At 64.8% G+C, this 24362-nt stretch carries 26 protein-coding genes; 15 read left to right on the top strand and 11 right to left on the bottom strand.

Features of this window, described 5'->3' with window-relative positions; all coding sequences use genetic code 11:
- Positions 1 to 109 precede the first annotated feature (109 nt).
- The 3 genes from rlmN (at position 110) to ACSU1G_RS12085 (ending at position 2970) form a co-directional block, all read left to right on the top strand.
- Complete coding sequence (gene rlmN / locus ACSU1G_RS12075; protein ID WP_439280196.1) at positions 110 to 1351, top strand: 23S rRNA (adenine(2503)-C(2))-methyltransferase RlmN; 1242 nt, start codon at positions 110 to 112, stop codon at positions 1349 to 1351.
- 66 nt (positions 1352 to 1417) lie between these two features.
- A complete protein-coding gene (locus ACSU1G_RS12080; RefSeq protein ID WP_439280197.1) occupies positions 1418 to 1912 on the top strand; it encodes a hypothetical protein in 495 nt (164 codons plus the stop codon).
- A 44-nt stretch (positions 1913 to 1956) separates the two neighbouring features.
- Positions 1957 to 2970, top strand: coding sequence for an aldo/keto reductase family protein (locus ACSU1G_RS12085; protein ID WP_439280198.1), 1014 nt, complete (start codon positions 1957 to 1959; stop codon positions 2968 to 2970).
- A gap of 12 nt (positions 2971 to 2982) precedes the next feature.
- On the opposite strand, the gene ACSU1G_RS12090 is transcribed toward ACSU1G_RS12085, so the two are convergent.
- The 6 genes from ACSU1G_RS12090 to ACSU1G_RS12115 form a co-directional block, all read right to left on the bottom strand.
- The gene (locus tag ACSU1G_RS12090) at positions 2983 to 3489 is read right to left on the bottom strand and encodes a glycine cleavage system protein R (RefSeq protein ID WP_439280199.1); all 507 of its coding nucleotides are present in this window, start codon (positions 3487 to 3489) and stop codon (positions 2983 to 2985) included.
- A gap of 23 nt (positions 3490 to 3512) precedes the next feature.
- The gene (locus ACSU1G_RS12095) at positions 3513 to 4574 is read right to left on the bottom strand and encodes a PLP-dependent cysteine synthase family protein (RefSeq protein ID WP_439280200.1); all 1062 of its coding nucleotides are present in this window, start codon (positions 4572 to 4574) and stop codon (positions 3513 to 3515) included.
- 22 nt (positions 4575 to 4596) lie between these two features.
- Positions 4597 to 4830, bottom strand: a complete 234-nt coding sequence (locus ACSU1G_RS12100) for a hypothetical protein (protein ID WP_439280201.1) — start codon at positions 4828 to 4830, stop codon at positions 4597 to 4599.
- A gap of 139 nt (positions 4831 to 4969) precedes the next feature.
- Positions 4970 to 5794: a GntR family transcriptional regulator gene (locus ACSU1G_RS12105; protein ID WP_439280202.1), complete on the bottom strand. Its 825-nt coding sequence runs from the start codon at positions 5792 to 5794 to the stop codon at positions 4970 to 4972.
- Positions 5795 to 6193 carry a D-ribose pyranase gene (gene rbsD, locus ACSU1G_RS12110; protein ID WP_439280203.1) on the bottom strand — a complete coding sequence of 133 codons (399 nt, stop codon included), beginning with the start codon at positions 6191 to 6193 and terminating at the stop codon, positions 5795 to 5797.
- Between the two features lie 12 nt (positions 6194 to 6205).
- On the bottom strand, positions 6206 to 7180 hold the full coding sequence (locus tag ACSU1G_RS12115; RefSeq protein ID WP_439280204.1) for a ribokinase: 975 nt from the start codon (positions 7178 to 7180) through the stop codon (positions 6206 to 6208).
- A gap of 95 nt (positions 7181 to 7275) precedes the next feature.
- Between ACSU1G_RS12115 and ACSU1G_RS12120 the strand changes: the two genes are divergently transcribed.
- On the top strand, positions 7276 to 7947 hold the full coding sequence (locus tag ACSU1G_RS12120; RefSeq protein WP_439280205.1) for a transaldolase family protein: 672 nt from the start codon (positions 7276 to 7278) through the stop codon (positions 7945 to 7947).
- 23 nt (positions 7948 to 7970) lie between these two features.
- Here ACSU1G_RS12120 and ACSU1G_RS12125 read toward each other — a convergent pair whose 3' ends face one another.
- Positions 7971 to 8651: a FadR/GntR family transcriptional regulator gene (locus ACSU1G_RS12125; protein ID WP_439280206.1), complete on the bottom strand. Its 681-nt coding sequence runs from the start codon at positions 8649 to 8651 to the stop codon at positions 7971 to 7973.
- 46 nt (positions 8652 to 8697) lie between these two features.
- Here ACSU1G_RS12125 and ACSU1G_RS12130 point away from each other — a divergent pair, with 46 nt between their 5' ends.
- A complete protein-coding gene (locus ACSU1G_RS12130; RefSeq protein WP_439280207.1) occupies positions 8698 to 9576 on the top strand; it encodes an amidohydrolase family protein in 879 nt (292 codons plus the stop codon).
- Between the two features lie 42 nt (positions 9577 to 9618).
- Here ACSU1G_RS12130 and ACSU1G_RS12135 read toward each other — a convergent pair whose 3' ends face one another.
- Both ACSU1G_RS12135 and ACSU1G_RS12140 read right to left on the bottom strand, forming a co-directional pair.
- Positions 9619 to 10389, bottom strand: a complete 771-nt coding sequence (locus tag ACSU1G_RS12135) for an SDR family NAD(P)-dependent oxidoreductase (RefSeq protein ID WP_439280208.1) — start codon at positions 10387 to 10389, stop codon at positions 9619 to 9621.
- The gene (locus ACSU1G_RS12140; protein WP_439280209.1) at positions 10386 to 11246 is read right to left on the bottom strand and encodes a fumarylacetoacetate hydrolase family protein; all 861 of its coding nucleotides are present in this window, start codon (positions 11244 to 11246) and stop codon (positions 10386 to 10388) included. The genes ACSU1G_RS12135 and ACSU1G_RS12140 overlap by 4 nt, the downstream gene beginning before the upstream one ends.
- Positions 11247 to 11371: 125 nt before the next feature.
- Here ACSU1G_RS12140 and ACSU1G_RS12145 point away from each other — a divergent pair, with 125 nt between their 5' ends.
- From ACSU1G_RS12145 to ACSU1G_RS12155, 3 genes are read left to right on the top strand one after another with little or no spacing between them, the layout of a single operon-like run.
- Positions 11372 to 12667: an L-fuconate dehydratase gene (locus ACSU1G_RS12145; RefSeq protein WP_439280210.1), complete on the top strand. Its 1296-nt coding sequence runs from the start codon at positions 11372 to 11374 to the stop codon at positions 12665 to 12667.
- Positions 12654 to 13616, top strand: a complete 963-nt coding sequence (locus tag ACSU1G_RS12150; protein WP_439280211.1) for an aldo/keto reductase — start codon at positions 12654 to 12656, stop codon at positions 13614 to 13616. The genes ACSU1G_RS12145 and ACSU1G_RS12150 overlap by 14 nt, the downstream gene beginning before the upstream one ends.
- A 25-nt stretch (positions 13617 to 13641) precedes the next feature.
- A complete protein-coding gene (locus ACSU1G_RS12155) occupies positions 13642 to 14061 on the top strand; it encodes an RbsD/FucU family protein (protein WP_439280212.1) in 420 nt (139 codons plus the stop codon).
- Positions 14062 to 14090: 29 nt separating this feature from the next.
- On the opposite strand, the gene ACSU1G_RS12160 is transcribed toward ACSU1G_RS12155, so the two are convergent.
- Positions 14091 to 14969 (bottom strand): sugar phosphate isomerase/epimerase family protein, encoded by an 879-nt coding sequence (locus tag ACSU1G_RS12160; protein ID WP_439280213.1) that lies wholly within the window; start codon positions 14967 to 14969, stop codon positions 14091 to 14093.
- A 199-nt stretch (positions 14970 to 15168) separates the two neighbouring features.
- Here ACSU1G_RS12160 and ACSU1G_RS12165 point away from each other — a divergent pair, with 199 nt between their 5' ends.
- The 3 genes from ACSU1G_RS12165 to ACSU1G_RS12175 all read left to right on the top strand — a co-directional run bounded on the left by ACSU1G_RS12165 (position 15169) and on the right by ACSU1G_RS12175 (position 18849).
- Positions 15169 to 16671, top strand: coding sequence for a sugar ABC transporter ATP-binding protein (locus ACSU1G_RS12165; RefSeq protein ID WP_439280214.1), 1503 nt, complete (start codon positions 15169 to 15171; stop codon positions 16669 to 16671).
- Positions 16671 to 17702 carry an ABC transporter permease gene (locus ACSU1G_RS12170; RefSeq protein ID WP_439280215.1) on the top strand — a complete coding sequence of 344 codons (1032 nt, stop codon included), beginning with the start codon at positions 16671 to 16673 and terminating at the stop codon, positions 17700 to 17702. Before ACSU1G_RS12165 ends, ACSU1G_RS12170 begins: the two co-directional genes overlap by 1 nt.
- A 145-nt stretch (positions 17703 to 17847) precedes the next feature.
- Entirely contained in the window at positions 17848 to 18849 is a 1002-nt protein-coding gene (locus ACSU1G_RS12175; RefSeq protein WP_439280216.1) for an ABC transporter substrate-binding protein, read from the top strand.
- A 50-nt stretch (positions 18850 to 18899) separates the two neighbouring features.
- Here ACSU1G_RS12175 and ACSU1G_RS12180 read toward each other — a convergent pair whose 3' ends face one another.
- Positions 18900 to 19430, bottom strand: a complete 531-nt coding sequence (locus ACSU1G_RS12180) for an adenine phosphoribosyltransferase (protein WP_439280217.1) — start codon at positions 19428 to 19430, stop codon at positions 18900 to 18902.
- A 148-nt stretch (positions 19431 to 19578) separates the two neighbouring features.
- Between ACSU1G_RS12180 and ACSU1G_RS12185 the strand changes: the two genes are divergently transcribed.
- The 4 genes from ACSU1G_RS12185 (at position 19579) to ACSU1G_RS12200 (ending at position 24355) form a co-directional block, all read left to right on the top strand.
- Entirely contained in the window at positions 19579 to 20892 is a 1314-nt protein-coding gene (locus ACSU1G_RS12185; RefSeq protein ID WP_439280218.1) for an ABC transporter substrate-binding protein, read from the top strand.
- Positions 20893 to 20988: 96 nt separating this feature from the next.
- A complete protein-coding gene (locus ACSU1G_RS12190; RefSeq protein WP_439280219.1) occupies positions 20989 to 22032 on the top strand; it encodes a carbohydrate ABC transporter permease in 1044 nt (347 codons plus the stop codon).
- Positions 22029 to 22919 carry a carbohydrate ABC transporter permease gene (locus ACSU1G_RS12195; RefSeq protein WP_439280220.1) on the top strand — a complete coding sequence of 297 codons (891 nt, stop codon included), beginning with the start codon at positions 22029 to 22031 and terminating at the stop codon, positions 22917 to 22919. The genes ACSU1G_RS12190 and ACSU1G_RS12195 overlap by 4 nt, the downstream gene beginning before the upstream one ends.
- Positions 22920 to 22924: 5 nt before the next feature.
- Entirely contained in the window at positions 22925 to 24355 is a 1431-nt protein-coding gene (locus ACSU1G_RS12200) for a GH1 family beta-glucosidase (protein WP_439280221.1), read from the top strand.
- Positions 24356 to 24362: the final 7 nt, after the last annotated feature.

Below are 24362 nucleotides of genomic sequence, written 5' to 3' on the forward strand. Positions count from 1 at the left end.
GTAATTACAAGCTCGGTCGGACGATCCCCGTGTCGGTGACATCCATCGCGCCAGTCTATGGAAGACCACCCCAGCCGCTTCCCACCTGTCACCGCGTACCCTTGGATACATGACTGAGTCCTCCGCCATCCGCTCGACGGGTCCCGCCAAACCGCAGGTGCGTCCTCGGACCGAGGGCTGGACCCAGAAGAAGGATGCCGAAGGGCGTCCGCTGCTGCAGTTCGCGAGCCCGAAGCGGGGCAAGCCGCCCGTGCACCTCGCCGATCTCACGCCCGAAGAGCGCGTCGAGAAGGTCAAAGAGCTGGGCCTGCCTGGCTTCCGAGCCAAGCAGTTGTCTGCCCACTACTTCACGCACTACACGTCCGACCCGGCAGAGATGACCGATCTGCCCGCCGCTCAGCGCGAAGAGCTCGTCGCCGGCATGTTGCCTCCGCTGCTCACCGAGGTGCGCCAGCTGAAGACGGACAAGGGCGACACGATCAAGTTCCTCTGGCGTCTGCATGACGGCGCCCTCGTCGAGTCGGTGCTCATGCGCTACCCCGGCCGCATCACGCTCTGCGTGTCGAGCCAGGCCGGCTGCGGCATGAACTGCCCGTTCTGCGCCACCGGCCAGGCAGGGCTGACCCGCAACATGTCGTCGGCGGAGATCATCGAGCAGATCGTCCGCGCGAACCGTCTGATTGCCGAAGGCGGTCTCGGCGGCAAGAAGGCTGATGATCACAGCATGGATCGCGTCTCCAATATCGTCTTCATGGGCATGGGTGAGCCGCTCGCCAACTACAAGCGAGTGATGGATGCTGTGCGCGTCATGGTCGCTGAGCAGCCCAACGGCCTGGGCATGAGTGCCCGCGGCATCACCATCTCGACCGTCGGACTGGTCCCCGCCATCCGCAAGCTCTCGGACGAGGGCATTCCGGTGACGTTCGCGCTGTCGTTGCATGCTCCCGATGACCACCTGCGTGATGAGCTCATCCCGGTGAACTCGAAGTGGAAGGTCGACGAGGCTCTGGATGCTGCCCGCGAGTACTACGAGAAAACCGGGCGTCGCGTCTCGATCGAGTACGCGCTCATCAAGGACATGAATGACCACGCGTGGCGCGCCGACCTGCTCGCCACGAAGCTCAATGAGCGTGGCCGCGGCTGGGTGCACGTGAATCCGATTCCGCTGAATCCGACTCCTGGTTCAGTGTGGACCGCATCCACTCGCGAGGTGACGAACGAGTTCGTGCGTCGACTCAATGACGCCGGCGTCCCGACGACCCTCCGCGACACCCGCGGCAAGGAGATCGACGGCGCCTGCGGCCAGCTTGTGGCGACCACCGAAGACGAGGCCGCCGCAGCGGCCATGTAAGACCACCCCGCCCGCTCGCGGGAACCGCGCGGTGACACGCGGATGCGCGGCGCGTAGGATCGCAGCATGGATGCGACACGACGCTCGACCGGCTGGGTTGCTCTCATCGGCACACTTGCGATTACCGCGTACGCCGTTCTCGCCGCCCTGCAGATCATCGTGTTCACTCCGCTTGCGGCAGTACCTGGGCACACCCTCAGTGAGATTCGCGCCGAGATGGCGGCCGCAGGTGAAGCCCCGGGAGATGCCGGGGTGCTGATCATCCTCGGCATTGGTGTGGCGATCGCCGTCACCGTCGCGGTGCTCGTCATCCGAACTCATGGGCGCCCGGTGCTCGCGGCGCTACTCTTTCTTGCGGTGCTGACGATGGGTGCGCCGGCATTCTTCATCGCCTCCTTCGGCCCCGGAATGTCGCTGTCTGACACGTTTATGGTCTCCGGAGGCGTCACACTGTACGGCGTCGCCCCGTTCTACATCGTCAGCGCACTCGCGGGTATCGCGTGCATCGTGCTCGGCATCAGCGCGGCCATTCGTCCGCACCCGGTGGCCGTGACAATCTGACATTCTTCGCCCGCGACCCCCCGCGGAGGCTCTAGCGTTGAACCATGGTCAACTATCGCTTCCTCGGAAACAGTGGTCTCAAGGTCTCTGAGATCACCTACGGCAACTGGGTCACGCACGCATCGCAGGTTGGAGATGACGCTGCGGTCAAGACGGTGCATGCGGCGCTGGATGCCGGCATCACCACGTTTGACACTGCGGACACCTACGCGAACACGGCGGCGGAGGTCATCCTCGGCAAGGCGCTGGAGGGCCAGCGCCGCGAGAGTTTGGAGATCTTCACCAAGGTCTATTTCCCCACCGGACCCAAGGGTGCGAACGACACAGGTCTCAGCCGCAAGCACATCTTCGAGTCGATCAACGGATCGCTCACGCGCCTCGGCACCGACTACGTCGACCTCTACCAGGCACACCGCTTCGATTACGAGACGCCGCTGGAGGAGACGTTCCAGGCATTCGCCGACGTGGTCCGGCAGGGCAAGGCGCTGTACATCGGCGTTTCGGAGTGGACGGCGGAGCAGCTGCGCGAAGGACACGCGCTCGCGAAGCAGCTCGGTGTGCAGCTCATCTCGAACCAGCCGCAGTATTCGATGCTGCACCGTGTGATCGAGGGCAAGGTCGTGCCGGCATCCGAAGAGCTTGGTATCTCACAGATCGTCTGGTCGCCGATGGCGCAGGGCGTGCTCAGCGGCAAGTACTTGCCCGGTCAGCCGGTGCCGGAAGGATCGCGTGCGACTGATCCGCACAGCGGCGCCGACTTCATCAAGAGCTTCCTGCGCGATGACATCCTCACCGCCGTGCAGAAGCTCAAGCCCATCGCCGAGCAGGCGGGGCTCACGATGCCGCAGCTCGCGATCGCCTGGGTGCTGCAGAACAAGAACGTCGCGGCAGCCCTGGTCGGAGCATCCCGCCCCGAGCAGCTCGCTGACACCGTCAAGGCATCCGGGGTCACTCTCGATGCAGATACACTCGCCGCGATCGATGTCGCGTTGGGCGACGCGGTCAACAGCAACGCCGAGGACACGTACTCGGTCTCGCCGAAGCGCCGCCTGGTCTGAGCCCGGCGCGGATCAGTCGAGTGTGATGTCGACCTGGAGTTCGGCGGTCAGCCGCTCCAGGTCGGCGCGCAGCGACGCAAGATCGGCGGATGCCGGAATCCTTGCCGACACCGTCGCCTCGAACAGGCGGCCGCCAGCCATCGCGGCATCCTTCGTCTCGGTCGTCATGTCCTGGATGCTGAGCTCGTGCGCATGCAGCACTGCCGACACCTCGCGCACGATGCCAGGGCGGTCGTTGCCCAGGATCTGCAGCGTAATCGGCTGCTCGGTCGCGGTGCGAGCACCCGCTCCGGTGTGAACCGCAATCGTGAGTAGCCCGTCGAGGGCGCGCAGCGCGGACTCAAGATCGGACTGGCGGTCATCGGCGACGGATACCTGAATCACGCCAGCGAAAACACCCACGAGTTCGGCGAGCTGGCTGTTCTCCCAGTTGCCGCCATGCCCATCGACAACATCGGCGACGGCGGCGACGAGGCCGGGGCGGTCGGATCCGGCGACGGTGAGGATCAGAGTGGTCATGTCTGAAGCGTAGCCGCGCAGGCTCAGCTGTCCCAGACCCCGGTCTCGAGAAAATCATCCATCTGCGCGCGATGCGGCGCGAGGTCCCAGCCCTGATCAGCGACCCACTCGTCCGAGTAGTACGTGCCCGCGTATCGCGCGCCGCCGTCACAGATGAGCGTGACGACACTGCCCTGCTCGCCCGCGGCGCGCATTCGTGCGATCAGTTGGAACGCTCCGATGAGGTTCGTGCCGGTCGAGCCACCGGCCCAGTGCAGCGTGCGATCCTTCAGCAGGCGGATGGCTGCGATGGATGCCGCATCCGGGATCTGCAGCATCTCATCGATGACTCCCGGGACGAACGATGGCTCGACGCGCGGCCGACCGATGCCTTCGATGCGGCTCGGGGTGCCGGTGGTGTAGTCGGCGGCTCCGGTGCTCCAGCCGCCGAAGAACGCCGAACCCTCGGGGTCGACAACGGCGATGCGCGTCGGATGCTGGCGGTACCGCACGTAGCGTCCGAACGTCGCGCTGGTACCGCCGGTGCCTGCACCGATCACGATCCAGTTCGGGATCGGATGCCGCTCACGCGAGAGCTGGCTGAACACGCTCTCGGCGATGTTGTTGTTACCGCGCCAGTCGGTGGCCCGCTCTGCGTACGAGAACTGGTCGAGGTAGTGGCCGCCGCACTCGGCGGCCAGGCGCTCCGCCTCCGGATACATGTCCGGCGCAAGATCCACGAAGTGGCAGCGACCACCGTAGAACTCGATCAGATCGATCTTCTCCTGGCTCGTCGACCGCGGCACGACGGTGATGAACGGCAGCCCCAGCATCCTCGCGAAGTAAGCCTCGGACACCGCGGTCGATCCACTGGATGCCTCGACGAGCGTGGTCCCCTCGTGGATGCGTCCGTTGACCAGCCCATACAACAGCAGCGATCGGGCAAGTCGATGCTTGAGGGATCCGGTCGGATGCACCGACTCATCCTTCAGATACAGGTCGATTCCCCACTCGGGCGGGAGGGGGAACACGTGCAGATGCGTGTCCGCGCTGCGATTGGCGTCAGCTTCCAGCAGTGCGATGGCGTTGCTCGCCCAGGAGGTCATGGGTTCGAGCGTAGCTGCGCGCTCATAGTGCCACGTACAGGGCGACTGCGCCGCCGGCGAGCGCGACGATGACGAGTGCCAGCACGAGCGGGACGACCCAGCGGGGGCGGCGTGTGAGAGGACGGATAGTCGGTGACGGCTTGGTCAGCGGGCCAGGTGTCAGGGCAGCACGGCCGGTGAGATCGATCAGCGCGGGCGGGGGCCCGCTGGGGGCGGGCTGCTTCTCGTTCCGATCGTCGCTCTTGTTCTCATTCATCGGAGTACCCGCCTTCACCGGTGTCGCCGTCGTATCGGAAGACGCGATCGCTGAGCGCGCAGGAGGTGGCGTCGCTTCGTGCTCGTCGACCATCGTCCGCATCCCCTCTGAGCAATCGCCATCATCCTCAGAGACATCCTCAGAGAGAAACTGTACCGGCACGCGATGTGCCGCCATGGCCGTCGACGTGCAGCAGGGAGGCCTGCGATTGCTCCTGGCGCAGCTGGAATTCGAAGCGTGAGCGATCACCGCGGTGCAGCGCGATGAAGTACTCGATCGGAGTACCAGTGGCATCCCGGCTGATGCTGCGCAGTCGCAGTAGCGCCGACCCTGCGCTGACGTCCAGATGTTGGGCCTGGTCATGGGTCGCGACCGTCGCCTCGGCCGAACGCACGCCGTCGGTCGCCTGGATGCCGTGCTCGGCGAGCACGCGGTAGAGGGATGCATCGGAAAGATCCACGCCGAGCGTGACAGCGCCGACAGCATCCGGCATCCACGTCGTCGAATATGACCACGGCTGGCCGTCCACGTGCCGGAGGCGCTCGAGAGCGATGACGGGGGAGCCCACCGGAACCTCGAGGGCCTCCGCGACGTCGGCGTCAGCATCCTCGCGTTCATGGCGCAGGATGTCGCTGCGCACGTGACCGCCACGTTGTTCGACGTCGTCGTAGAGCCCGATCAGCGTGTGCACCAATGATTCGGCCGTGCGGGGGCGCGAGACGAAAGTGCCTTTGCCCTTGACTCGCTCGACAAGTCCTTCATGCTCCAGCTGCGCGAGCGACTGACGCACGACGGTGCGCGAGATTCCGTAACGCTCACAGAGCCGGTGCTCGCCGGGAAGCGGGTCGCCGGGCTTGAGGCCGTCACGGGCGATGCTGTCGATGATCAGCTGGCGCAGTTGGTCGTACATCGGAGCGGCGGAGTGCCGATCGATCGCGTCGTCCGCTGTCGGGTTCGAGGCCATCTAGTACGCCACCCCCGCGTGCAGGATGACGTTGGCGTAGGGGGTGAACTCGCCAGAGCGTACGAATGCGCGCGCCGTGTGGGTGCGCTTCTTGAACTCCACATGCGGCACGAGTTCGATCTCGATTCCCGGCAGACGTTCACGAAGAGCCGCGAGCACCTCTGGACTCGTCTCAGCGATCTCCGCGGCCACTGTCGCGCCTTCGACGACCATCTCGGCAAGCACGGTGTCGAGCACGTCGAAGAACGCGGGTGCGCCGGGGCGATAGGCGAGATCGATCCGCTCGGAGCCAGGGGGAATCGGAAGCCCGGCATCCGTCACGACGATGAGGTCGGTGTGCCCGGTCTCGCTGATGACGCGGGAGAGGGCGGGGTTGATCGTGGTCGAGGTCTTGCGCATGCGAACTCCTGATCAGGCGGGGGTGCGCGATGCCAGGAAAGCATCGACGTCGCGGCGGAGAGGAAGGCTGGGGGATGCGCCCTGCTTCGTGACGGTCAGCGCGCCGGCAGCAGTGGCCAGGCGCACAGCGTCGGTCAGTGAGGCGCCGTTTGCGAGGGCGGCGCCGAGGTAGCCGGCGTATGCGTCACCGGCAGCTGTGGTGTCGACGGCCTCGACCGGCAGCGGCGGCACGATCTCGGTACCGTCTGCGGTCACGACGCACGACCCCTGTTCGGCGAGTGTGATGACCGCTGCGCCGACGCCCTGGGCGAGGAACCAGCGACCGGCCTGCTCGGCGGTGGCGGCATCCTTCACCTCGATGCCGCTGAGTACGGATGCTTCCGTCTCGTTCGGCGTGACGATGTCGATGTTGCCCCACACCTCTGCGGGCAGGGGTGCGGCAGGAGCCGGGTCGAGAATCACGGTCATGCCGTGCTCGCGTCCGCGCGCGGTGATGTGCAAAGTGAGGGCCGACGGCGTCTCGAGCTGAGTGAGCAGCACCGAGGTCGTCGCAGCCAGCGCGTCGAGTGCGGCGTCGATCTGCGTCGTGCTCAGCTCGGCGTTGGCGAGCGGCACCATGACGATGTCGTTCTGCGCGGAGGCGTCGACACGGATGTGCGCAATGCCGGTGGGGCCGGGGACTGTGCGCAGGTGAGTGAGGTCGACTCCGGCCTCGCTGAGACCGTCGATGACGAGGTCATGGAAGAGGTCGTCGCCGACGCATCCGACGAAGCTCGTCGTCGCTCCCGCGCGCCCAGCAGCGACCGCCTGGTTGGCACCCTTGCCGCCGAGCATCAACGTGAACTGATCACCGAGAATGGTTTCTCCTCGCGCAGGAAGGCGCTGGGAGAAAGTGGTCACATCCGCAGTGACGCTGCCGACGATGACGACGCCGGTGCGTGCGTCAATGGCCGTCTCGATGCGTGCATCGATGGGGGAGGCGGTCATGGGGCTCCTGATCTTCTTTGACTTCGCTGAGTCCTGTCATTACATTAGCCGAGTCAGTACCTGTAACGACAGGTTGACCACAAGGAGCCGAACCCATGTCTGCTGTCGCCGCCATCGCCCCACGCCTGTACGTCGACAGCGCCGATCTCGAGCGGGTCTCACTGCTGCTGGATGCCGGAGTCGTGCACGGTGTGACCACCAATCCGACGATCCTTGAGCGCGGCGGACGCACCGCTCGGGAGATCCCCGATCTCTATGCCCGATGGGAGTCGGAGGGGGCGAAGGAGATCTTCTTCCAGACCTGGGGCGCTGACCGTTCCGAGCTGCTGCGCAATGCTGCGATGATTCGCGCGCTCGGTGAGCGGGTGGCGGTGAAGGTTCCGGCGACCGCCGATGGCTTCGCCGTGGCATCCGCTCTCGTCGGCGACGGTGCGACGGTTCTTGTCACGGCCGTGTACTCGGTGGCACAGGCGCTCGCCGCGGCGAGCATCGGGGCGACGTACATCGCGCCCTATCTTGGTCGTCTGCGCGATGCCGGGGTCGACGGCGATGCGCTGATTCCCGAGATGCAGGCGGTGTGTGCGGGCAGCGCGACCAATGTGCTCGCTGCGAGCCTGCGTTCTGCGGATGACATCACCAGGCTGCGGCTGGCAGGCGTGCCGTACTTCACTGCCGCACCGGATGTGCTCGACCAGGTGCTGTTCCACGAGGTCAGCGACAGCTCGGCCGCCGAATTCGAAGCCGCAATGGGGCGCATCGGGGCCTGAGCCCCTCGCCAAGCGCGACGGGGTCAGGCGTCGGCCGCGGCCTGACGCAGCCAGCGCTCGACGCCGGCGATATGCGCTGTGGCGAGGGACGTCGCAAGGCTCGGATCGTGCTGGGCGATCGCTTCGGCAATGGCTCGGTGCTCCGATAGCGTGCGCTCGACCGCTCCCTGCTCGGTGAGACCGCGCCACACTCGTGCGCGTACCGTCTGACTGCTGAGGTTCTCGATGAGGCTGGCGAGATAGGTGTTGCCGGCCATGCGGACGATGTCGCGGTGGAAGCGGATGTCATGTTCGACCAGTTCGTCGATCGTCACCGCGGCGCCGACACTGTCGAGTTCCTGATGCAGTGCGTCGATCGCTTCGTGCGAGCCGAGCGTGGCGGCCAGGCCAGTGGCCTGAGATTCCAGCATCCGCCGCACGGCGAAGATCTCGAGCATCGAGTCGTCATCGTGCATGTCGACGACGAATGAGATGGCTTCCAGGAGCAGGTGCGGCTCCAGGCTCGTGACATAGGTGCCGTCGCCACGGCGTACATCGAGAACTCGGATTACTTCGAGCGCCTTGACTGCTTCGCGCATGGAATTACGGGAGAGTCCGAGCCGCTCGGCGAGTTCCTTCTCGGGTGGGAGACGGTCTCCGGGGGAGAGCGCTCCAGACACGATCATCGCTTTGATCTTCTCGATCGCCTCGTCAGTGACAGCCATAGCGTCATTCTAGCCAATCATCGGATGTCTGCGGCAGGATGGGCTCATGCGCGTTCTCGACTCACACCTGCACCTCTGGGATCCGGCCCGTCTTGACTATGACTGGCTCACCGGTCCGCTGCGGGCGCGGTTCGATGCGGACGAGTTGGCTGCCGCTGTGGGCGGCCTCAGTGACGCACGTGGCTTCGTCTTCGTGCAGGCCGGTAGCGCCGAGGACCAGTACCTCGACGAGGTCGAGTGGGTGACCTCGCTGGCATCACGGGTGAATGTGCGGGGAATCGTCGCCGGCGCACGGCTCGATTGTGGCGCAGCGACGCTCGAATACCTGGATGCCGTGGCAGCCAAGCCGCTCGTCGTCGGCGTGCGTCACCTGCTGCAGGGGGAGCCAGCCGGTTTCGCCGGGACGACCGAGTTCCGTGCCGGAGCGGTTGCACTCGTGGAACGGGACCTGACGTTCGACGCGTGCGTTCGAGGGACAGCGCAGTTGCGTGATGTGGCGGCCCTCGCTGCGGAGCTGCCCGAGCTGCGGGTCGTGCTCGACCACCTCGGTAAGCCGTCGGTCGGCACGGCTGAGGCACCGGTCGCACCGTCGACGCAGTGGTCGGATGGGATGCACGCGCTCGCCGCGAACTCCCAGGTGTTTTGCAAGCTCTCCGGGCTTCCGGCCGAGGCCGGTGGAGCATGGGATGCCGCGCAGATGGTGCCCTTCCTCGACGTCGCGCTCGCGGCGTTCGGGCCGGACAGACTGATGATCGGAAGCGACTGGCCGGTGTCGGCGGTGCGTGCAGCCGGGGATGCAGCGACCATTGATCCTGCTGCCATCCCCGCGTGGACGGATGCCGTGGCATCCTGGGCCGCGTCTCGCGATCTCGACACCGACGCGATTCTCTGGCGGGGCGCGGAGCGGTTCTACGGGATCGGGTAGCGCGGGCGGCGGCCCCGCGCCCGCGGCCCCGCGCGTCTGCGCCTACTCCGCGCGCAGGCGCAGCTGCGCCATGCCGCCGTCGACCTCGATGAAGGTGCCGGTCGTCGACCCGGCGGACGGGGAGACCAGGTACGCCACGGCCGCGGCGACCTCATCCGGGCTGACCAGGCGGCCATGCGGCTGACGCGCCTCGAGCGCCGCGCGCTCAGCGGTGGGGTCATCCGCCTGGCCGAGCAGGCGTCCGACCCACGGGGTGTCTGCGGTGCCGGGGTTGACGGCGTTGACCCGGATGCCCTCACGCAGGTGATCGGCAGCCATCGCGCGGGTGAGCGCGGAGACCGCTCCCTTGGATGCGGTGTACAGCGCACGCTGCGGCAAGCCGGTAGAGGATGCGATGGATGCCGTGTTGCACACCGCCGCAGCTGGCGACTTCCGTAGCCAGGGAAGTGCCGCCGAGGTCACGCGGGCGATGCCGGTGACGTTCACCGAGAGTACCCGCGCCCACTCCTCATCGTCGTTCGCGCTGATGTCGCCGGTCGCGCCGATGCCGGCGTTGTTCACGACGATGTCGATGCGTCCGAATTTCTCGGCGACGGCGGTGACCGCAGCATCCACGCTGGCGCGATCCGAGACGTCAGCGGTGAACGCGGCGAAGCGCTCGTCGGCACCGGAAGGGTCACGGTCAAGCACAGCGATCTGCGCTCCGTCGGCGTGCAGTCGCTTCGCGATCGCGTCGCCGATCCCGGATGCACCGCCGGTGACGATCGCAACGAGGCCCTCGAGGGCCGAGCCCTGAGCGAGCGGAGCGGTCATTTCTGCGCCTCCCATGCCACGAAGTTCTGGCGCTGATGACCGAGGCCATCGATCTCGATGTCGACCACGTCGCCGGCCTTCAGATAGGGGAACTTGCCCGACAGTGCCACGCCCTGCGGCGTGCCGGTGAGGATGAGGTCGCCGGGCTCGAGCGTCACGTACTGCGACAGGTGGTGCACGATGTGTTCGATCGAGAAGATCATGTCGCGGGTGTTCGAATCCTGGCGGGATTCGCCGTTCACGAAGCTGCGCAGGCCCAGGTTCTGATGATCGACCTCGTCGGGGGTGACCAGCCAGGGGCCGGTGGGATTGAAGCCGGCGGCGATCTTGCCCTTCGACCACTGCCCCCCAGAAACGTCCATCTGGAAGGCGCGCTCGGAGACGTCGTTGGCGACGACGAATCCCGCGACGTGATCGAGTGACTCCTCGGTGCTGTCGAGATACGCGGCGCGCTTGCCGATCACAATGCCGAGCTCGACCTCCCAGTCGGTCTTCTCGCTACCTCGGGGAATCGTCACGTTGTCGTTCGGTCCGACCACTGTGTTCGGTGTCTTCAGGAAGATGATCGGAATCTTCGGTGGCTCGGAACCGGATTCGGCCGCGTGGGCGGCATAGTTCATGCCGATGCAGATGACGGCGCTGGGTCGTGCGATGGGAGCGCCGATGCGCAGATCTGCGGCACCCTCAAGCTCGTCGAGCTCGCCGGCGGCGAGGGCTGCCGCCACTCGCGAACGGAAATCTCCGGACAGAAAATCCCCGTTCACATCGGATGTCACCGGTCGCAGGTCGAGGTGGCGATCACCGTCAACCAGGACGGGAATTTCGGATCCAGGGGCGCCAAGCCGCGCGAACTTCATGGTTCTCCTACCTCGTTGGGGAGCCGCAGTCGGGCGGCATGTCTGATTGACAGTATAGACATCCGATGTTTACACTCCAAGAGATCCGTGCAGAAACTTCGTGCTGCACCAGGAGAGGAACCCCCGTGAGCCGCATCGTCGCACTCGAGACCACTGACATCCGTTTTCCGACTTCATTGAGCCTGGATGGCTCGGATGCCATGAACCCTGACCCCGACTACTCGGCGGCATACGTGATCATCCGCACCGACGCCGCAGATGACATCGCTGGCCACTCGTTCGTCTTCACGATCGGTCGTGGCAACGATGTGCAGGTCGCCGGCATCGATGCGCTCGCAGGTCATCTCGTCGGACGCGAGATCGAGCCGCTCCTGGATGACATGGGGACGACTTTCCGTGACATCATCGGCGACTCGCAGCTGCGCTGGCTAGGCCCGGAGAAGGGCGTCATGCATATGGCCATCGGCGCGGTGATCAATGCGCTCTGGGACATCAAAGCCAAGCGTGCGGGCCTGCCGCTGTGGCAGTTGCTGGCGCGGATGACGCCCGAGGAGATCGTCTCGCTCGTCGACTTCCGCTACCTCACCAACGCACTCACACCCGAGCAGGCGCTCGAGATCCTGCGTGCCGCCGTCCCCGGACGTGAAGAGCGCGAGGCCGAATTGCTCGCCACCGGTTACCCCGGCTACACCACCAGTCCCGGTTGGCTCGGATACTCCGATGAGAAGCTCGAGCGCTTGGCGCGCGAGGCCCTCGCCGATGGCTTCACACAGATCAAGCTCAAGGTCGGTGCCGACCTCGACGACGACATCCGCCGCTTCCGCAAGGCACGTGAGGTGCTTGGCCCTGACTTCCCGATCGCGATCGACGCGAACCAGCGCTGGGAAGTCTCCGAGGCGATCGAATGGGTCGGCGCTCTCGCCGAGTTCAACCCGGCATGGGTGGAAGAACCCACCAGCCCCGATGACGTTCTCGGCCACGCCGAGATTGCCCGCGGCATCGCTCCGATTCGCGTCGCAACCGGCGAGCACGCTCAGAACCGGGTGATCTTCAAGCAGCTGCTGCAGGCGAACGCCATCGAGGTCATGCAGATCGACGCGGTGCGCGTCGCGGGCGTCAACGAGAACATCGCCAACCTGCTGCTCGCGGCGAAGTTCGGGGTGCCCGTCTGCCCGCACGCCGGCGGCGTCGGCCTGTGCGAAGCAGTGCAGCATCTGTCGATGTTCGACTTCGTTGCCATCACCGGCACACGAGAGGGGCGCCTGATCGAGTACGTCGATCACCTGCATGAGCATTTCGTCGTTCCGACGGACATTCAGGGTGGTTCCTACATGCCGCCCATTGCTGCGGGTGTCAGCATGGAGATGAAGGCGGAGAGCATCGCGAAGTATGCCTGGACGGGTGCGCATGTCACGGACTGAGTGGAACATCCCGGCTCTCGGGTACGGCGCAGCAAACGTCGGCAATCTCTTTCGTGCACTGACGGATGCCGAGGCCTGGGCGGTGCTGGAGGCTGCGTGGGAGAGCGGCATCCGCTACTACGACACCGCACCGCACTACGGGCTCGGACTCTCCGAGCGTCGCCTCGGGGCGTTCTTGCAGACCAAGCCGCGCGACGAGTTCGTGGTCTCGACCAAGGTCGGTCGTCTGCTGCGTGCCAATCCCGATTTCGACGGCGGACTCGACACTGACAACGACTTCTTTGTGCCGAATGATCTGCAGCGAGTGTGGGACTTCTCGGATGCGGGCATCCGCACCTCCCTCGACGAATCGCGGGAGCGCCTGGGGCTCGACCGGATCGACCTCGTCTACCTGCATGATCCAGAGCGGCACGACCTCGACCTCGCGCTGGCTGAAGCGTTCCCCGCCCTCGAGCAATTGCGGGCCGAGGGGGCTGTCAGTGCGATCGGTGTCGGGGCCATGACCAGTGCGGCGCTCGCCCGTTCGGTGCGCGAGGCCGACCTCGACATCGTCATGATCGCCGGCCGCTACACGCTGCTGGAGCAGCCGGCCGTCGCCCAGGTGCTGCCAGCTTGTCGCGAACGCGGCACCGGGGTGGTCGCGGCATCCGTCTTCAACTCCGGCCTGCTCGCGAAGGCTGAGCCCACCCGCGATAGTCGCTACGAGTACGGCGGGGTGCCCGACGACATCTGGGACCGTCTGCAGCGCATCGTCGCCGTCTGCCGCGCGCACGACGTCTTGCTGCCGGCTGCCGCCATGCAATTCCCGCTGAGGGATGCGGTGACCCGCTCGGTTGTTGTTGGCAGCTCTCGCCCGGAACAGGTACGTCAGAACGCGGCGCTCGCCGCCGCCGAAATCCCCGCCGCATTCTGGGATGAGCTCGTCGCCGAAGATCTCATCCCCGAGTGAATCGACGGGAGTAAAAGGAGAAACCATGCTCGAAGGAATCAACCCGTTGCTGACCGGTGAGCTGCTGCTGCACCTCGACCGGATGGGGCACTCCGATGCCGTCGTGATCGCGGACGCGCACTTCCCGGCCTGGGGACTAGGAGAACGCGCCATCGATCTGCCGGGGACGACGACGCCCGAGGTCCTTGCCGCGATCCGCTCGGTGATCCCGCTGGACGATGCACCGGGACTCGACCTGATGGCCTCGGCCGACGGCGAGATTCTCGACGTCCAGCGCGAGCTCATGGCCGCCGCCGGAACAACGCTCGAGACGACCCAGTTCGTCGAGCGCTTCGCCTATTACGACATCGCCGAGGCCGCGTACCTCATCGTGCGCACCGGCGAGACGCGCAAGTACGGCAACGCGCTGCTGCGCAAGGGTGTCGTCGGGCATCCCTCCGCGTGAAGGTGCCCGACCGGATGCCCGCGTGGGGATCAGTGCAGATCGATCGTGCCCACGGCGTGCAGTGCGTCGCGAATGTAGCGGTTCGCGTGCGCGGCGAGGTCGTCGGAGTCCTGCCAGAGGTTGCGCCAGATGCCGAGGGTGTTGCTGAGTTCGGCGCTGACCACGGCCGAGGAGAAAGACTCGAACACGACGGGTCCGTCGTAGGCGACGTCGTGCAGTGCGCGGAAGAACGTCGCGAAGTCGACGGTGCCGGTGCCGAGGTATCCGCGGTGGCTGTCACCGATGTGTACGTAGCCGAGCTTCCCGGCCTTCGCGACGTCGTGCACGGGTTGGAAGAAGTCGGACTCCTCGATGTTCATGTGGTACGTGTCCAGATGCACGCTGACATCACCGGAGATGCCCTCGATGAACCCCAATGCGCCACGACCAGTGTTGAAGACGTTCGACTCATAGCGGTTCACAACCTCGAGCGACAGGCGGATGCCGCGCTCGGCCGCGATTGCCGCAAGGTCCGAGATTGCGGCCTGGCTGTTCGCGATGCCCTTCGGCGTCGCGGGCGTCATGTACTTGCCCATCGCCGAGTAAATGACGCCGCACAGCACTTCGCCGCCCATCGTGGCGACGTGGTCGAGGCAGCGCTCCAGCGTCGATACACCCGCGGCGACGACGGCGGGGTCTTCGCTGGTGAGGTCAGTTGCCGCTGTCAGGCCGAGGGACGCCGTCACGGCGAGGTCGTTGTCGCGCAGCATCCGCCCGGCGAGTTCCGAGTCGAAGGCTGCGGCATCCATGAGGGGGATCTCGATGAGATCGAAGCCGGCATTCTTGGTCCCCTCGATCGCGCGCCGCAGGCCCGCCTCGTCGAAGGTTCCGGTGAAGACCAGTCCGTGCGCACCAATGAGCATTTTCATTCCCGTCTCTGCGCATCCGCGCGCATCTGTGACCAAGTTGTTATTACAGGTTTAGCATGGGCATGGCATCGTTAGGTACATTCAGATACAACTTGCATCGAAGCGGATGCTGATAGAGAATTGATCCGATGTTTAAGACGGCACGTACAGCGTCCACGCATCATGACAGACAACGACCTTCAAGGGGGCAGGTGAACATATGAGCGATCCCATTCTCCGAGTGGAAGGCATCAGTAAGGGCTTCCCCGGGGTGCAAGCACTCCAAGACGTGCACCTCGAGGTGCGCGCTGGTGAAGTGCTCGTGCTCGTGGGTGAGAACGGCGCCGGTAAATCGACGCTCATGAAGATCCTCTCCGGGATCTACATGCGTGACGAGGGCACGATCACCTTTGAGGGCGAGCAGGTTGAGCTGACCAGCCCGCTTCAGGCGCAGCAGCTCGGCATCACGATCATCCACCAGGAACTGAATATGATGCCCGACCTCACCGTCGCGCAGAACATCTTCATTGGTCGGGAGCCCAAGTTGGGGCTGCTGCTGTCCGAGCGGACGCTCAACCGACAGACTGCCGAACTGCTGAAGGGCCTGGGTATTGCGCTCAACCCGAAGCAGAGTGTGGGAGAGCTCACGGTTGCCGAGCAGCAGATGGTCGAAATCGCCAAGGCGCTCTCCTTCGACGCCAAGGTCCTCATCATGGATGAGCCGACGTCGGCTCTCACCGACAGCGAGGTCGAGACACTTTTCCGCCTGATCGAGCAACTCAAGGCGAACGGCACCGCCATCGTCTACATCTCACACCGTATGGACGAGCTTCGCCGTCTCGCTGATCGTGTCTCCGTGCTTCGCGACGGTCAATACATCGGATCACTCGAGAAGAGCGAGATCAGCATCCCGAAGATCATCGAGATGATGGTCGGTCGTGTCATCGATGAGGGAACGCGACCGACGGCACGCGATCACGCGAACGACCCCGTCGTTCTCGACGTGGCGAATCTGTCGACCAAGTCGCTCCTGAAGGATGTCAGCTTCCAACTGCGGCGGGGCGAGATCCTCGGGTTCGCCGGCCTCATGGGGGCAGGTCGCACCGAGACAGCCCGCGCCGTGATCGGCGCCGATCCGCGCAGCGCAGGGACCATCTCCATCAATGGTCGAGAGGCCAAGATTCGCCAGCCCGAGGATGCCGTGAAGCGCGGTGTCGGCTACCTCTCCGAGGATCGCAAGAAGCTCGGTCTCATGCTCGAGCAGGACGTCACGTTCAACACCGTCCTGGCATCCCTCGGCCGCTACGCCAACGCGATCGGCTGGATGGGCGACAGCAAAGCGAAGAACCAGACCAAGGAGTACGTGCAGCAATTGCGCGTGAAGACGCCCTCGGTCAATCAGATGGTCAAGCTGCTGTCGGGCGGAAACCAGCAGAAGGTCGTCATCGCCCGTTGGCTGATGCGCGACTGCGACATCCTCATCTTCGATGAGCCGACTCGAGGAATCGACGTCGGCGCGAAGGAAGAGATCTACCGGCTGATGCAGCAGCTCGCTGACGCCGGAAAGTCCATCATCGTCATCTCGTCGGAGCTACCAGAGATTCTGCGCGTCGCCAACCGTATCGCAGTGTTCGCGAACGGTCGGATCGCCGGCACGCTCCGCAACGAAGAAGCCAGCCAGGAGAAGATCATGCAACTTGCAGCCCACGGGGAGGAAGACTGATGAGTACCCCACAGCAGCCCGGATCGACGACGACCGTCATCCAGCAGGCCGTCACAGAAAACACCGACAAACGCGATATCGGCGGCTTCCTCAAGCGTCAGGTGCAGCAGTCACTGGCGTTCGGCACGCTCATCGTGCTGGTGATCTTCTTCTCGATCGCGAGCCCGAGCTTCTTCACGTTCAGCAACATCGCCACGGTGCTGCTGTCGACAGCGGTCATCGGCATCCTCGCCCTTGGCACCACGTTCGTCATCATCACTGGCGGTATCGACCTGTCGCTCGGCACCGGTATGGCGCTGTGCGCGGTGATGACCGGTGTTTTCATCACCAACATGGGTCTGCCGGTCTGGCTCGGTGTGCTCGGCGGCATCGCCACGGGTGTGCTGATGGGGCTCGTCAACGGTGTGAACGTCACCTACCTGAACCTGCCGCCGTTCATCGCGACGCTGGCCATGATGATGATCGCCGGCGGCCTTGCCCTGGTCATCTCCGGGGTCGCACCGATCTACTTCTCCACCTCAGCGCCGGACTTCAAGAAGATCGCACTGGGCACGATCATCCCGGGCATCCCTAACGCCGTGTTGATCACCGCAGCTCTTGCGATCGTCGCGTTCATCGTGCTGTCCAAGACGCTGCTGGGTCGTTACACCTTCGCGATCGGCTCCAACGAGGAAGCGACGCGCCTGTCGGGTGTGAACACTCGCCGCTGGACGATCCTCATTTACATGTTCGCGGGCGCTTTCACCGGCATCGCGGGTGTCATCATCGCCTCACGGCTGGATTCGGCTCAGCCGCAGATCGGAACCGGATACGAACTGCAGGCGATCGCCGCGGTGATCATCGGCGGTACCTCACTGCTGGGCGGACGAGGCTCCATCATCGGCACCGTGATCGGCGCGCTCATCATGAGTGTGCTCGTCAATGGCCTGCGCATCCTGTCGATCCAGACCGAGTGGCAGAACGTCGTCGTCGGCGTCGTCGTGCTGCTGGCAGTGTTCCTCGACTCGCTGCGCAACCGCCAGCGAAATTGATCCTCGGGTGGTGGCGATCCCCGTGCCCGCCACCATCACGATCGGCTTCGGCCGAAAACCGCGGAGTGATCCGCACCGGCACACACCACCGGAATGTCCACATCGTCGGTCGTGAGATCGACACCCACAGAACAATGGAGTTTCCATGCGATTTGGCAAGAAGACCGCATTCGCGGCACTCGTGGCCGCATCCGCGCTTGTGATGGCGGGCTGCGCAGGCAGCGGCGACGTCATCGATGAGGGCGCCGGCACTGACGGCGGCGGCAGCAGCGACGAGATGTACATCGCCCTCGTTTCGAAGGGCTTCCAGCACCAGTTCTGGCAGGCCGTCAAACAGGGTGCAGAGGAGAAGGCCGAAGAGCTCGGTGTTCGCATCACGTTCGAAGGCCCGGCCGCGGAGACCGAGCTCGCGCAGCAGCTCGAGATGCTCACCACGGCGATCGACAAGAACCCGGATGCCATCGGGTATGCGGCTCTGGACCCCCAAGCCTGTGTCGCCCCGCTCGAGAAGGCGGCAGCGAACGATATTCCGGTCGTCTACTTCGACGCCCCCTGCGACGGTGATGTCGGCCTGAGCCTGGCGGCAACCGACAGTGAAGTCGCCGGCGCGCTGGCTGCAGATCACATGGCTGAGATCATCGGCGGCGAAGGCGAGGTCGCGATCGTTGGTCACTCGCAGATCAACTCGACCGGTGTCGAGCGTCGCGATGGATTCGTCAACCAGATGGAGGCCGAGTACCCGAACATCGAGATCGTCGACATCCAGTACGGCGACGGTGACCACCTGAAGTCGGCAGACATCGCCAAGGCTATGATCGCCGCGCACCCCGACCTCGCCGGCATCTACGGCACCAACGAAGGCTCCGCCATTGGCGTCGTCAACGCGGTTGGCGAGCTCGGCCTGGAGAAAGGCAAGCTGACGATCATCGGCTTCGACTCCGGAGCTGCGCAGATCAACGCCATCAAGGACGGCACCATGGCCGGTGCCATCACTCAGGACCCGATCGGTATCGGCGCTCAGGTCGTTCAGGCGGCGTACGACGCAGCCAACGGCGAGGCCGTCGACGAGTTCTACGACACCGGCTCGTACTGGTACGACGCCACGAACATCGAGGACCCGAAGATCGCCGCGGTTCTCTACGAGTGATCTGACCAGTCAGATGCGGCCCTCACCTTCGGGTGGGGGCCGCTTTGCTGTCAGGAGTGGAAGACCGTGTGCAGGTCGCCGGCGACCTCACGCCCGCCGAGGCCTTCGATCTCGAAGAGCACGGAGATGCCTGCGACGTGCGACCCGAGTCGCTCGATCAGCTGACGCCCGGCGGCAAGCGTACCTCCGGTGGCGAGCACGTCGTCGATGAGCAGCACGCGTGAGCCTGCTGGCAGATCGTCGTGCATTTCAATCGTCGCCGTGCCATATTCCAGGGCGTAGTCGATGGATGCCGCGGGGCGAGGAAGCTTGCCCGCTTTGCGGATCGGAATCAGGCCGACGCCTGCGACGATGGCGGCAGCGCTGGCGATCAGAAACCCGCGGGCCTCGATGCCGGCGATGACGTCGAACTGTCCGATGAAGGGCGCGATGATCGCCTCGGTCGTGGCGCGGAGCGCGTTAGCATCCGCCAGCAGCGGGGTGATGTCACGGAACAGGATGCCGGGTTCTGGGTAGTCCGGGATGCTGCGGATGAGGGATTCGGCATGGGCCAGAGCAGGGGAGAGTTCGGCGGAGGGCACTGAAAGATCGTACTCCAGCGTCCTGAGACGGCTCTGCGCTTGACAATCGTGGGAGCGCTCCCATATGGTTGCTCAACAACACGTGGGAGCGCTCCCACGTGAAACCCAAATGCCCAACCACTGCACCATCTCTCACAAAGGAGTGACCGTGAATACACGTGCCCGCCGACGCATACTGACCACAGCAGCCTTCGCATCCATCTCTGCCCTCGCCCTCGCCGGGTGCTCGTCTGGCGCCAGCGACGCAGACGCAGGCGCCGACACCGACGAGCAGATCACCCTGTCCGTCACAACGTTCGGCGTCTTCGGCTACGACGACCTCTACAAGGAATACGAGGCCGCCAACCCGAACATCAAGATCGAAGCATCCAACATCGACACCGGCGGCAACGCGCGCACCGACACCTTCACGAAGATCGGTGCGGGCGGCGGACTCAGCGACGTCGTCGCGATCGAAGAAGGCTGGCTCGGCGCCATTATGGATGTCTCTGACATCTTCGTCGACCTGCGTGACTACGGCATCGAAGATCGCAAGGGCGACTGGCTGGAGTGGAAGTACGACCAGGGAACTGACGCCGAAGGGCGCGTGATCGGCTACGGCACTGATATCGGTCCGAGTGGCATCTGCTACAACGGCCCTGCCTTCGAAGCCGCAGGGCTCGCCAGCGACCGCGAATCCGTCGCAGAGCTGCTCACCGGCGACTGGGAGAACTACTTCGCCGTCGGCGCCGACTACACCGAGAAGACCGGCAAGGCGTGGTACGACCACTCCGGATTCGTCTGGAACGCGATGGTCAACCAGATGGAGGAGGGCTACTACACCGCCGACGGTGAGCTGAACATCGAAGGCAACGCTGAGATGAAGGAACGTTTCGAGCTGCTGGGGGCAGCGACCGAGGGTGGACAGTCCGCGGCGGAGGCCGCATGGGACTGGAACGGCGGCAAGTCGTTCGTCGACAGCAGCTTCGCGACGTTCGTCTGCCCCGGATGGATGCTGGGAAACATCGCCGGCAAGCTCGAATCAGGTGGCGGTGACGCGTCGACGGGCTGGGACTTCGCCGACGTGTTCCCTGGGGGTGCGACCAACTGGGGTGGCGCATTCCTCACTGTTCCGGAGAGTTCGGAGCACAAGGAAGCAGCCGCGGCCCTCGCCGACTGGCTGACGCAGCCGGCGCAGCAGGTGAAGCAGTCCACGGCTGCTGGTAACTTCCCGTCGACGATCGCGGCGCAGGAAGAGATCGCAGCTGCCGCGACGCCGAACGAACTCTTCAACGGTGCACCGACCGGCGCGATCCTTGCGGAGCGCGCGAAGGGCATCGTCGCGCAGTTCAAGGGTGCCGATGACTCCGTCATTCAGGAGAACGTGTTCGGTCCGCCTCTGAGCGGTCTTGACCGTGGGGAGTCGAACACTCAGCAGGCATGGGATGAGGCCATCTCGCTCCTGAACGAGCTCGTCGGCTGATCCTTCGACAGGCTCGGTGACCGGTCAGCCGGCCACCGAGCCTGTCACAGCACTGCTCATGCATTGCGCACCAAGACGGCACACAAGGAAGAAACAATGACACTTACCGCTCCGCCCGAGCAGCGTCAGGACACGGCATCTCGTCGACGTCCGACAGTCACGGCGAAACCCTCCTGGCGTCATCGCGCATCCCGGTTCGATCAGAAGGCCTCGCCCTACTTCTATATCTCGCCGTTCTTCCTGGTGTTCGGCATCGTCGGGCTGTTCCCCCTCATCTACACGGTTTACGTTGCCGTGCACGACTGGGATCTGCTCAAGGGCGAGGGAGATTTCGTCGGATTCGGCAACTTCGTCGAGATCCTCGGCGACAGCATGTTCTGGAACTCGATCTCCAATACCCTGAGCATCTTCTTGCTCTCCGCGATCCCGCAGCTTGCGGTCGCCCTGATCGTTGCCTACCTGCTGGACCGCGGACTCCGCGCGCCGACGTTCTGGCGTATGAGCATCCTCATTCCCTTCGTCGTCACGCCCGTCGCTGTCGCGATCATCTTCTCCAGCATCTTCAGCGAGGCTGACGGACTCGCCAACAACCTGCTGAACCTGATCGGCATCGTCGATCAGGAGTGGAAGCACGACACTTTCCTCTCGCACGTCGCGATCGCCACGATGGTCAACTTCCGCTGGACCGGGTACAACGCACTCATTCTTCTCGCCGCGATGCAGGCGGTGCCGCGTGACCTTTACGAGTCCGCCGCCCTTGACGGCGCAGGCCCCATCCGGCGCTTCGTTTCGATCACGATCCCGACGATCCGACCGACCCTCATCTTCGTGATCATCACAGCGACCATCGGGGGTCTGCAGATCTTCGCCGAGCCGCGACTGTTCGACGTCTCCACTGCCGGCGGCATCGGCGGCAGTGACCGCCAGTTCCAGACCACGGTGCTGTTCCTCTGGGAGATGGCGTTCTTCCGCCGGAATCTGGGCGAAGCATCCGCCGTCGCGATCTTGCTGTTCCTTCTGATCATCGGAATCGGCGTGATCAACTTCCTCATCTCGAGGAGCATTTCGACGGGTGACGCACCCAAGAACAGGGCTGCGCGACGTCGCGCCCGCCGTAACGCGAAGGAGTTGACTCGATGAGCGCCACCCAGGCACTGAGTGTGCCCGAGAAGATCAGGCGTCGTCGAGGCATAACGGGCGGCAATGCTGGCATCGGCAGTCGTCCCGGATTCCTCACCTACGGACTGCTGGCCGCGTTTATCATCGGCAGCGTGTACCCGCTGTGGTGGTCGGTCGTCGTCGCCAGTGGCACGAACTCCACCCGCGGCGAAACGCTGCCGATGATCCCCGGTGGCAACTTCTTCGCCAACGCCGCCAAGGTGTTCGACGCCATCCCGTTCTGGCTGGCACTGGGCAACTCGTTCGTCATCTCGAGCGTGATCACACTTTCGGTCGTGACCTTCTCCACGCTTGCGGGCTACGCGTTCGCGAAGCTGCGGTTCAAGGGCCGCGACGGCCTGATGATCTTTGTCATCGTGACCATGGCGATCCCGACCCAACTCGGGATCATCCCGCTGTTCATGGTGATGCGCGAGCTGGGCTGGACCGGATCGATCGGTGCCGTCATCGTGCCGACGCTGGTCACCGCGTTCGGTGTGTTCTTCATGCGCCAGTACCTCGTCGATGTCATCCCGGACGAGCTCATCGAAGCCGCACGCATGGATGGTGCAAATCAGTTCCGCACCTTCCTCACTGTCGGTCTTCCCGCCGCACGGCCCGCGATGGCCATTCTGGGACTGTTCACCTTCATGACGGCGTGGACGGACTACCTCTGGCCGCTCATCGTGCTCTCGCCGCAGAATCCGACACTGCAGACGGCGCTGAGCCAGCTGCAGTCCGGCTATTACGTTGACTACTCGATCGTGCTCACCGGTGCGGTGCTCGCAACCCTGCCCCTGCTGATCCTCTTCGTGGTCGCAGGCAAGCAGCTGGTCAGTGGCATCATGGCGGGCGCGGTGAAAGGATGAGCCCTATGACCCGGTCCTTCCCCAAGAACTTCCTCTTCGGTGCGGCCACCGCGGCGTACCAGATCGAGGGCGCCGCCCACGAGGACGGCCGCACGGACTCGATCTGGGATGCCTTCGCGCGCGTGCCGGGTGCCGTCATCGGCGGTGACAACGGGGATGTGGCATGCGATCACTATCACCGCTACCCCGAGGACGTCGCGCTCATGAAGGAGCTCGGCCTGCAGACCTACCGCTTCTCCACGTCGTGGTCACGGGTGCGCCCGGACGGCGGCGCGGTGAACCAGGTCGGAGTCGACTTCTACAGTCGTTTGGTCGACGAGCTGCTCGGCGCCGACATCTTGCCGTGGCTGACGCTCTACCACTGGGACATGCCGCAGGCGCTGCAGGAGAACGGTGGCTGGACGAACCGCGACAGCGTCGATCGCTTCCTCGAGTACGCGGGCACCATGCACGACGTGATCGGCGATCGCGTGAACGTCTGGACCACACTGAACGAGCCGTGGTGCTCGTCGTTTCTCTCCTACACCGGCGGCGAGCATGCGCCGGGGCACACGAGCATCGCCGAAGGGCTGCTCGCCGCGCACCACCAGCTGCTCGCGCATGGTGCGACGATCCGCGAGTTGCGCGGCCGCGACGCATCGCTCGACCTCGGCATCACGCTCAATCACACGGTGACCGACCCGGCAGATCCGCAGAACCCGGCCGACGTCGACGCTGCGCGTCGCGTGGACGGTCAGTTCAACCGCTGGTTCCTCGACCCGATCTACCGTGGCGAGTACCCGGCTGACATCATCGAAGACATCCGCGCGGTCGATGCGGGTGCGGTGGCGCAGTTCGAGGCGGCGATCCACGACGGCGACCTCGAGACGATCTCGCAGAAGATCGACACGCAGGGAGTGAACTACTACCACGGGGACTTCTTGGCAGGCACCGCTCCGGCGGTCCCACCGGTCTCGGGTGGGCCCTCAACCGAGCGGAAGGGGCGTAGCCCGTATCCGTCGAGCGAAGGCATCCATTCTGTGGAACGCGGGCTCGCACGCACCGCCCAGAACTGGGAGGTGCAGCCGGAGGGTCTCACCCGCCTGCTCGAGCGCATCTGGACGGAGTACGCCCAGCCTGCTGGCACCGTGCTCTACATGACCGAGAACGGCGCGGCCTACGACGACGTCATGATCCGGGAAGAGGGCGAAGCGCGCGTGCACGACGCCGATCGCACCGAGTTCCTGCGTCTGCACCTGGGCGCAGTGTTGGATGCGGCGGAAGCCGGCGTCGACGTGCGCGGGTACTTCTACTGGTCAATGTTCGACAACTTCGAGTGGGCCTGGGGTTATGACAAGCGTTTCGGTATCGTGCGCGTCGACTACGACACCCAGGAACGCAGCATCAAGGACAGTGGTCGGGAGTACGCTCGGATCATCGCCGCTCGTTCTCTCTGAACGCACG

It is taken from the genome of Microbacterium sp. A93 (assembly GCF_051842835.1).